The organism is Halobacillus sp. BBL2006 (genome assembly GCF_000786645.1).
Taxonomy (GTDB): domain Bacteria; phylum Bacillota; class Bacilli; order Bacillales; family Halobacillaceae; genus Halobacillus.
The window spans coordinates 1-9,899 of the sequence record NZ_JRNX01000039.1; the positions used below are offsets into that span (position 1 = coordinate 1).

At 42.4% G+C, this 9,899-nt stretch carries 11 protein-coding genes; 10 read left to right on the plus strand and 1 reads right to left on the minus strand.

The window, feature by feature from the left end; genetic code table 11:
- From LD39_RS01645 to LD39_RS01655, 3 genes are all read left to right on the plus strand, one after another.
- The coding region (locus LD39_RS01645) for a transporter substrate-binding domain-containing protein (RefSeq protein WP_035542191.1) at positions 1-526 on the plus strand (526 nt) is incomplete at its 5' end.
- Between the two features lie 71 nt (positions 527-597).
- A complete protein-coding gene (locus tag LD39_RS01650; protein WP_052158687.1) occupies positions 598-1,263 on the plus strand; it encodes an amino acid ABC transporter permease in 666 nt (221 codons plus the stop codon).
- A gap of 30 nt (positions 1,264-1,293) precedes the next feature.
- A complete protein-coding gene (locus tag LD39_RS01655; protein ID WP_035542211.1) occupies positions 1,294-2,016 on the plus strand; it encodes an amino acid ABC transporter ATP-binding protein in 723 nt (240 codons plus the stop codon).
- Positions 2,017-2,053: 37 nt separating this feature from the next.
- Here LD39_RS01655 and LD39_RS01660 read toward each other — a convergent pair whose 3' ends face one another.
- The gene (locus LD39_RS01660) at positions 2,054-2,533 is read right to left on the minus strand and encodes a LiaI-LiaF-like domain-containing protein (protein WP_035542192.1); all 480 of its coding nucleotides are present in this window, start codon (positions 2,531-2,533) and stop codon (positions 2,054-2,056) included.
- Positions 2,534-2,783: 250 nt separating this feature from the next.
- Between LD39_RS01660 and hemA the strand changes: the two genes are divergently transcribed.
- From hemA to LD39_RS01695, 7 genes are all read left to right on the plus strand, one after another.
- Positions 2,784-4,157, plus strand: coding sequence for a glutamyl-tRNA reductase (hemA, locus tag LD39_RS01665; protein ID WP_035542194.1), 1,374 nt, complete (start codon positions 2,784-2,786; stop codon positions 4,155-4,157).
- A gap of 14 nt (positions 4,158-4,171) precedes the next feature.
- Positions 4,172-4,990 (plus strand): cytochrome c biogenesis protein, encoded by an 819-nt coding sequence (locus LD39_RS01670; protein WP_035542196.1) that lies wholly within the window; start codon positions 4,172-4,174, stop codon positions 4,988-4,990.
- A gap of 18 nt (positions 4,991-5,008) precedes the next feature.
- The gene (hemC, locus tag LD39_RS01675; RefSeq protein WP_035542199.1) at positions 5,009-5,938 is read left to right on the plus strand and encodes a hydroxymethylbilane synthase; all 930 of its coding nucleotides are present in this window, start codon (positions 5,009-5,011) and stop codon (positions 5,936-5,938) included.
- Positions 5,938-6,711: a uroporphyrinogen-III synthase gene (locus LD39_RS01680; RefSeq protein ID WP_035542202.1), complete on the plus strand. Its 774-nt coding sequence runs from the start codon at positions 5,938-5,940 to the stop codon at positions 6,709-6,711. Before hemC ends, LD39_RS01680 begins: the two co-directional genes overlap by 1 nt.
- A gap of 1 nt (position 6,712) precedes the next feature.
- Positions 6,713-7,690, plus strand: coding sequence for a porphobilinogen synthase (gene hemB, locus LD39_RS01685; protein WP_035542204.1), 978 nt, complete (start codon positions 6,713-6,715; stop codon positions 7,688-7,690).
- Positions 7,691-7,718: 28 nt separating this feature from the next.
- Positions 7,719-9,002 carry a glutamate-1-semialdehyde 2,1-aminomutase gene (hemL, locus tag LD39_RS01690; protein ID WP_035542206.1) on the plus strand — a complete coding sequence of 428 codons (1,284 nt, stop codon included), beginning with the start codon at positions 7,719-7,721 and terminating at the stop codon, positions 9,000-9,002.
- A 137-nt stretch (positions 9,003-9,139) separates the two neighbouring features.
- A partial coding sequence (locus LD39_RS01695; RefSeq protein ID WP_035542208.1) for a hypothetical protein occupies positions 9,140-9,899 on the plus strand: 760 nt, incomplete at its 3' end.

The window sequence follows — 9,899 nt, forward strand, 5'->3', positions numbered from 1 at the left end:
TGCTTCCATTGTAGAAGGTGTTAAAACAGGCCGTTTTGATGCTGCAGTAGCCAGTCATACGATTACGGAAGAACGTGCAAAAGAAGTGGATTTCTCAACTCCATATTACTACTCAGGAGCTCAAATTTTCACTCGTCCTGGCAGTGATATTGAGACTCTGGATGATCTTGAAGGAAAAGAAATTGCCGTTTCCAAAGGATCTACTTACAGTAAGTTTGCTGAAGAAGTGACAGATAATATCAAGACGTACGACAGTGACGTAGTTGCTTTGCAATCTCTTGCGAAAGGTCGTCACGATGCGGTCATCACGGATTTCTTGACTGGTAAAGAAGCCATGGGTCAAGACCTTGAGATCGAAGCGAAAAAAATGATTGAACGTAGTGAACAAGCGATCGCGGTTGCAAAAGGAAGCGACAAACTGCTTGAAGACATTAACGCAGCTCTAGATAAACTTCGTGAAGATGGAACACTTGCTGATATTAGTAAAGAATACTTTGGTGAAGATATTACTACCAAACCAGAGTAACATCAGTCTTGAAGTCAAAAAGAGTGCGCAATCCGCGTACTCTTTTTTGACATTAATGAGGAGTTGAGGATATGTATTTGAATTTTATCGGGTTTTGGGATGCTCTCGTCGATAGCCGTGGGATCTTTATAGAAGCGTCCCAGATGACATTGGCATTGACGGCTGTCTCCATTTTTATCGCTATTTTTATTGGATTATTATTTGCATTAATGAAAATATCGAACATCAAAATTCTGGAATGGATTGCGAATGCTTATATTTATGTTGTCCGTGGTACACCTCTCATCGTACAAATCTTCGTGTTCTACTATGGTTTAACGAACGTGTGGATGATCAGTGGATTCTGGTCCGTTTCCTTAGGACTCGCCTTCCACAATGGGGCCTACATCGCAGAGATTTTCCGTGGGTCGATTCAATCGATTGGGAAAGGGCAGACCGAAGCCGGCCGCTCTTTAGGTATGAGCCGGTCGCTGACTATGCGCCGCATCATTTTGCCGCAGGCGTTCCGTCGAGCATTGCCTCCATTAGGTAATCAGTTTATCATTGGTTTGAAAGATTCATCTCTTGCCGCTTTTATCGGAGTATCAGAAATCTTCGCTGTAGCCACTACGCAAGGGGCGAACACATTCGATTATATGACCTGGTTGCTCGTAAGTGCTGTTTACTATCTCATCCTCGTATTCCTGCTTACTCTTGTAGTGAGCATGATTGAGAAGAAAATGGCTGTAAGTGATTAGTAGAGGAGGAAATCCAGATTGGCTAAAAATATGATTCAAGTAAATAAACTAAATAAATACTTCGGAGATCTGCATGTCTTAAAGGATATTGACTTCAGCGTTGATGAGAATGAAGTGGTTGTACTCATTGGAGCCAGTGGTTCAGGGAAGAGTACCATGCTGCGCTGTCTGAATTTCTTGGAATTGAAAAATAGCGGAGAGATTTTCATAAAAGGGAAGCAGGTTGATCCAAAAAAAGATAATTTGAACCACTTCCGCCAACAAGTAGGAATGGTGTTTCAACACTTCAACCTTTTTCCGCACAAAACGGTGCTAGGAAACGTCATGGAAGCACCAACCCAGGTGAAAGGCGTATCGAAAGCGCAAGCGAAAAAAGATGGAAAAGAACTTCTAGATAAGGTTGGGCTCGGAGAAAAAGCAAATGATTATCCGTCCCGGTTATCTGGAGGTCAAAAGCAGCGTGTCGCGATTGCCCGCTCGCTGGCCATGAAGCCGGAAATCATGCTTTTTGATGAACCGACTTCTGCGCTCGACCCTGAGCTTGTAGGGGAAGTACTGCAAACCATGAAGACTTTAGCTCAAGAAGGGATGACGATGGTGGTCGTTACGCACGAAATGGGCTTTGCCCGTGAGGTAGCGGACCGAGTCGTTTACATGCACGATGGAAAAATCGTAGAAACGGGAGCTCCTAAGGATATTTTTGAGAATCCGAAAGAGGAACGTACACAAGCTTTCTTAAGCTCTATTTTATAAAATTAAAACCCGCTATCACTCATAGCGGGTTTTAATTTTATTTCTTTTTTAGCAAGTAGAAACCGAATACGATCAATACCACTGGCCAGAAGCGTTCAATCCATTGAAAAACTAATTGGATCCAACTGAACCACGAAGGAGCGGTAGGGACGAGTAAGGCAAACAAAGCGATCCCCAAAAGGACAAGAGCGGGAATGAGACCTTTCTTTGTCTTTTGATATTGTAAGAGAAAAGCTATACCGATTATCAGAAGGTACATACTCCAGTGATCAATCCAAATAGCAAAGTGGGTAATCCCGTGAAAGTGAATTCCGAAGCCGAGGAGCAGGGCGCCCGTAAATATATTCGAATAATCTTTCGTCATATAGCTATGTAATAAAAATGCGACACCCGCAATCATGAGCAAGGTCGGCCATGAGTAGAATTGGTTTAATAAGGGAATATTGAACTGGCGAAGTAAAAAATAGAGGCCAAATCCAACAAGTAAAAAGCCTAAGAAAGAATTTTGTTTTTTCATCTGTATCACGTCCTTCTGAAGTAAGAAAAGATGTCGATTCCTTGCGCATTCACGCTTGTTTTGGTATATTACAAACGGATTATAATTTAAATTTGTTCTAAAATAATAGTAATGATTTATGTATCATGTAACATTATCGTATCATAATAGTTTCAAATTCTGTTCAAATTTTAACAGAAAAATTTATACGGTTTCATGTTATAATGATTGATATGTGATAAGTCTGGAACGTTTAATGGGGGTAGATGTGATGCACATTTTAGCTGTAGGTCTGAATTATAAAACAGCCCCTGTGGAAATTCGAGAAAAGCTTACATTCTCTGAACAACACGTTGAAGAGGCGATGATTCAATTAAACGCTCGAAAAAGTGTGTTGGAGAATGTAATTATTTCTACATGCAATCGTACGGAAATTTTTGCAGTGGTCGACCAGCTGCATACGGGCCGTTATTACATTAAGCAGTTTTTGGCTGACTGGTTTAATGTAGACAAAGAAGAGTTTTCTTCTTACCTTTCTTTTTATGAAACGGATGGTGCGATTGAGCATTTGCTGCGTGTGACTTCTGGTCTCGATTCAATGGTACTGGGAGAAACACAGATCCTGGGGCAGATGAAACAATCCTTTATGCGTGCCCAGGAAGCTGGGGCAACGGGCACGATTTTTAATCAACTATTCAAGCATGCCATTACAATGGCTAAAAAAGCGCACAAAGATACCGAAATCGGCGAAAATGCCGTTTCGGTGAGTTATGCTGCCGTTGAGTTGGCGCGTAAAATTTTTGGTGATCTGGTGAACAAGCATATCGTTATCGTAGGTGCTGGGAAGATGGGTGAACTTGCAGCTAAAAACCTGCATGGTTCAGGCGTGCGAAAAGTATCGGTAGTGAACCGTACGTTCTCTAAAGCGCAAGTTGTAGCCGATCAATTTAATGGACAAGCGATGACGATGGAAAGCCTGGATGCAGTTCTTTCAGACGCAGATATCGTTATCAGCTCCACTGGATCAAAAGAGTATGTCATCACTCGTGAGCGTATGGAGCCGATTCATCGCCGAAGAAAAGGAAAACCGCTTTTCTTTGTAGATATAGCGGTCCCAAGAGACTTGGATCCTGCTATGGAGAGCTTAGAGAGTGTCTTCCTTTATGATATTGATGATCTTCAAGGAATCGTTGATGCAAATTTAGCGATGCGTAAACAAGCGGCTGAGGAAATTGAAATCATGATTGAAGCAGAAATCGTTGAATTCAAGCAGTGGTTGCAAACGATCGGAGTTGTCCCTGTCATTGCTGCTTTGCGTTCTAAAGCTCTTGGAATCCAGGCAGAGACGATGAAGAGCATAGAGCGTAAGATGCCTGAGCTTTCAGATCGAGAACGGAAAGTACTCAGTAAGCATACGAAAAGCATCATCAATCAAATGTTGAAAGATCCGATCCTGCAGGCGAAAGAATTAGCTGCCCAGCCAGATTCAGAAGAAACACTGCGCTTGTTCACAAAAATCTTTGGAATTGAAGAGCAAGTGGAAACAGAGATTAAACAGCAGGAGAAGAAGAATGCCTCTTCAGAAAAGCATAACGAAGAAGCTGGTGACTCTTTCCCTGTGATTAATTCAATTGCTCATTCATAAGGGTGGACGTCCCTATGTTGGATTTTAAATGGGTCTATGAACTTATTTTGTTACTTTATGGGTTAAGTTTAATTGGATACTTCATAGATTTTGTTCAAAATAACCGGAGGGCCAATCGGATGGCCTTCTGGTTACTTAGTATGGTTTGGGGTTTACAAACCTTTTTTTTATTAACTCAGGTGCTGATTAAAGAGAATTTTCCAATCATGACTGTTTATGACGGGCTTTACTTTTATGCCTGGATTCTCGTTACCTTTTCTCTGCTGATCAACCGGTTGTTCAGAGTTGATTTCCTCGTATTCTTTACGAATGTCGTTGGGTTTCTAGTTATGCTCCTTCACATTTCAACGAGAGCGCAAACGGATTTGAAAAATCAGGGGGTACAGCTCGTCAATGAAATGCTTGTCGTGCATATCAGTCTGGCGATTGTATCGTACGGCTTTTTTACATTGTCATTCATTTTTTCGATCATGTATCTATTGCAGTACCGGTTGCTTAAGCAAAAGAAATGGAATACCAAGCTATTCCGTCTAGGTGATCTTACGAAACTTGATCATTTCTCCTATATCGCTGTCATTTTAGGAGTTCCCTTATTGCTGATTGCGATTATTCTAGGGGTCACATGGGGGTATGTTTCTCCGGACCCTTTTTATTGGTATGATTCTAAGACATTAGGTTCGCTTTTAGTCCTGCTTGTCTATATCGTTTATTTGATATTGAGAGTAGTGAAAGGCTATCAGGGGCGAATCATATCTTTATTCAATTCAGCCGCTTTTCTATTTTTATTGATCAATTTCTTTTTATTCGGTTCTTTATCGAATTTCCATTTTTAGTGTTGAGGAGGAAGTAGTGTGAGAAAGATCGTCATCGGTTCAAGAAAAAGTAAACTAGCGATTACTCAGACAGAATGGGTGATCGAACAACTGAAGAACATTGATCCATCTTACGAATTTGAAATTAAACGGATTACAACGAAAGGGGATAAAATCCTCGATGTAACGTTATCCAAGGTCGGAGGCAAAGGCTTATTCATCAAAGAAATTGAACAAGCGATGTACGATGGTGAAATCGATATGGCCGTTCATAGTATGAAAGATATGCCTGCGGTGGTAGCAGAAGGTTTGATCGTGGCGTCTGTACCGATTCGTGAAGATCACCGTGATGCATTTGTATCCAATGGAAATGTCCTTCTTAAAGATTTACCAGAAGGGGCCATTGTCGGAACAAGCAGCCTGAGAAGGGGTTCCCAAATCAAAGCTGTCCGACCTGACCTTGAAATCAAATGGATTCGCGGGAACATTGATACGCGTCTGCGTAAGTTGAAGGAAGAAGACTACGATGCGATCGTTCTTGCCGCTGCCGGATTGAAGCGAATGGGCTGGGATGACAATGTAGTAACTGAATACCTTGAACCAGATGTTTGTGTGCCTGCTGTTGGCCAGGGTGCTTTAGCGATCCAGTGCCGTGAAAATGACTCGGAACTTCGAGACTATCTTATGAAACTCAATCACGAATACACACAAACGACCGTCGCAGCTGAACGTAAATTTCTCCACGATCTGAACGGAGGCTGTCAAGTACCGATCGGCGGATACGCATACTGTAAAGGTGAGGAGATAATTTTGTCGGCTTTAGTTGGTTCACCTGATGGCAAAACTATTCTGCACGAAACCGTAAGCGGGACAGATCCAATTGAAGTCGGCAAGCTAGCTGCTGATCGTTTGAAAGCGCAGGGAGCGCAGGAGATCGTCGATCGAGCAAAAGAGGAGTATGATCAATAATGGAGCCACTTGCAGGGAAGAAAGTACTCGTTACTCGAGGGAAATCCCAGGCAAGTACCTTTTCTGATCGAATCGAAGAGGAGGGGGGAGTGGCTGTGTTGACTCCTCTCCTTACTTTTCAATTGAATGATACAAAGGAGAATCATCATATTCTAACAAGACTTCACGACTATTCCTGGGTGTTTTTAACAAGCTCCAATGGCGTGAAGTTTTTTTTCGATTTGATGAAGCGTAAGGGTGTTCCTGTACCTGTAACATTGCGTTTTGCAATTATTGGAAAGAAAACGGAACAGATGCTTCGTTCGTTCGGTTATGAAGCGGACTTTATGCCGACCGCATTCGATGCCAAAACGATGGGGAAGGAATTTTTTAAAGATAGGTATGAGGAAGGACCGGTTTTGTACGTAAGGGGAAACCGCTCGAAGGATGTTCTTCCTCAAATTTTTGAAGAAAAGCAAGTGTTTTTTCAATCCATTACTGTCTATGATACGCTACTAGTGAAAGATGATCAGCGTAAGCTTTTGGACATGTTAAAACGTGAAGAACTTGATGCACTTACGTTTACGAGTCCTTCGACCATACAGGCTTATATGGCCCTTGTAAAAGGGACACAAGCCAACGGAAAAGGTCTTCCTTGCTTTTGCATTGGACCGACGACAGCTGAAAAAGCGGAGCGGTCCGGTTTCAAGAAGGTTATGACCCCAGAGCAGTATACAATTGACCATATGGTTGAACGAATGATTCAGTATTTTTGTGAAGAAGGGAAACGATAATATGCAAGATTTACATTTTAAACGTCATCGCCGCCTTCGCCGGACAGAGTCTATGAGAGCGTTGGTAAGAGAGACGCATCTGCGTACAGAAGACCTTATTTACCCGATCTTTGTGGTTGAAGGCGAAGGGATTAGAAAAGAAGTTCCTTCCATGCCGGGAGTTCATCACGTGTCTCTGGATCACCTGACAGAAGAAATGAATGAGCTTGTGCGATTGAATATTCGATCTGTCATTGTCTTTGGTGTTCCTGGAGAGAAAGATGAAGTGGGAAGCCAGGCTTATCATGAAGAAGGAATCGTCCAGAGAGCGATTCGCCAGATTAAAGAAGAGACGCCTTCCCTGACGGTTGTAGCAGATACTTGCCTCTGTCAGTATACAGATCATGGGCACTGCGGGATTGTACGTGATGGTGACATTGCGAATGACGAATCTCTCGAATACTTAACGAGAACTGCCGTGAGCCAGGCTCAAGCCGGCGCGGATATTATTGCTCCTTCTAACATGATGGACGGTTTTGTTGCTGCTATTCGTCAAGGATTAGATGAAGCCGGGTTTAGCCATATTCCTGTCATGTCTTATGCTGTGAAATATGCCTCCTCCTTCTATGGTCCATTCCGTGACGCGGCCCATAGTTCCCCACAATTCGGTGACCGGAGAGCGTATCAAATGGATCCCTCTAATCGTTTGGAGGCAATTAGAGAGGCAGAGTCCGATGTTGAGGAAGGGGCAGACTTCTTAATCGTCAAACCTGCCTTAGCTTATTTAGATATCATGAGAGAAGTGAAAGATCGTTTTAACCTTCCACTCGTTGCCTACAATGTGAGTGGAGAGTACTCTATGATCAAGGCTGCAGCGCAGAACGGCTGGGTCAATGAACAAGAGATTGTACTTGAGAAGCTTACTTCGATGAAGAGAGCAGGCGCCGATCTAATTATTACGTACTTTGCTAAAGATGCAGCAAAATGGTTGAATCAATAAATTATTTATTTTGAAAGGATGCGACGCTATGAAGAATTTTGATCGTTCATCAGCAGCTTATAAAAAAGCTGTTGACCTCATGCCCGGTGGAGTCAATTCACCCGTACGTGCATTTAAATCTGTGAATATGGACCCGATTTTTATGGAAAAAGGGAAAGGCTCGAAGATGTATGATATCGATGGAAATGAGTATATCGATTATGTCTTGAGTTTCGGTCCTCTTATTTTAGGTCATGCAGACGAGAATGTGACGGAAGCGTTGAAAAAGGCTGCAGAAAATGGGACGAGCTTCGGCACACCTACGGAAATGGAAAACAAACTCGCCGAACTGGTTATAGAGAGAGTGCCATCCATCGAAATGCTGCGAATGGTAAACTCAGGTACGGAAGCGACGATGAGTGCGTTACGTGTCGCTCGTGGCTACACAGGTCGTGATAAGATCCTGAAATTTGAAGGAAATTATCATGGTCACGGAGACTCCTTGTTAATTAAAGCAGGATCTGGTGTCGCAACATTAGGTTTACCTGATTCTCCAGGTGTCCCTGAATCGATTGCTCAGAACACCATTACAGTACCTTATAATGACCTTGAAAGCGTTCGCTACGTATTCGAACAATACGGAGATGATTTAGCAGCGGTCATCATTGAGCCTGTATCAGGGAACATGGGCGTAGTACCCCCGGAAGAACAATTCCTTCAAAGCCTCCGTACGTTAACGGAAGAGAATGGTACGGTTTTAATCTTTGATGAGGTCATGACAGGCTTCCGTGTCGGTTTCCACAGTGCCCAGGGGCATTACGGCGTCACGCCGGATATGACGTGTCTTGGAAAAGTCATTGGAGGTGGGCTTCCAGTGGGTGCTTACGGAGGAAAACGTGAGATTATGGAACGCGTAGCTCCTGTTGGTGATATTTATCAGGCTGGCACATTGTCCGGAAATCCACTGGCTATGACAGCTGGCTATGAAACACTTTCAGCGATGACGAACGAAGCCTATTTATCCATCAATAAAAAGGTAGATCGACTAATAGAGGGCTATCAGCAGGCGGCAGAGAAATATAATATTCCGTTGACAGTCAACAGGGCTGGGTCCATGGTCGGATTTTTCTTTACGAACGAACCTGTCATCAACTTTGAAACAGCCAACCATTCAAATTTAGAGTTGTTTACTCGTTATTATCAGGGAATGATTGAAGAAGGAATTTATTTACCACCTTCTCAATTTGAAGGACTGTTCTTATCTGTAAAACATACAGATGATGATATTGAAAAAACAATTGAAGCAGCAGAAAAAGTATTCGCTTCTATATAAACAAAAGCTTTAAAGGCAGGAGAACGATTTCTCCTGCCTTTTTTATATGGTTTTCTCCCCCTACGTATATAATTACAATTCTCGCATAAGGTGGTTGTAGAGAGTATTGTTTATTATTTTTGGGAGGGGACCGAACATTGCAGAATAAACATAATGTATTCTCATTTTATTTAGATGAGTCTTTGTGGTTCAAGGAAGGACAGGGCGTACGTGAATTGATAGGTATTTCCCTAGAACCTGAAATTTCGATAGAAGATTGCGGAGATGAAGTTTGCTTGAGAGGTACGGTTGATCTAGCTGGAGAATATGTAGCGGTACAGGAGCAGACCTTATATAATGATGCACCTGTTCAGTCTGCAAGAATGATGAATCAAGTAGAAGAAGGAGAAGAAGGAGTCAGTTACTTTTCGCACTCTTTTCCAGTAGAAATTACCGTTCCGTTGGAAAGAGTATCTAATTTAGATGATGTACTTGTCGATATTGAAAGTTTTGATTATGAATTACCGGCCAACCATCAACTTAGGTTACATGCCCAGTTGAATATTAACGGAATTGAAGAAAAAGAGACAAAAGCTGAAAACGCTCCTCAATTTGACGAATCAGCAACGGTTGGACCTTATGATTACCCGGAAGCAAACGAGGAAGTGGATCACCCGGTCATTCCAGAAAGAGAAGCGCCCGTTATCCAATTAAATAACGATTACAGAGATGAATACAAACAAGAAGAAGAGGAAGACGATGGCCGGTGGTATTATAAGAAATCTCAAAGTTTTGGAGAGTTTTTTGGTCATAATCAAGTGATGGCAGAAGTTCCTTCTGAAAGCAGCTCTCAGCAAGTAATCATAGAAGAGAGCAGTTCTTCAGAAGTAGAAATGAAGGAGAGCAGTTCCTCGGAAT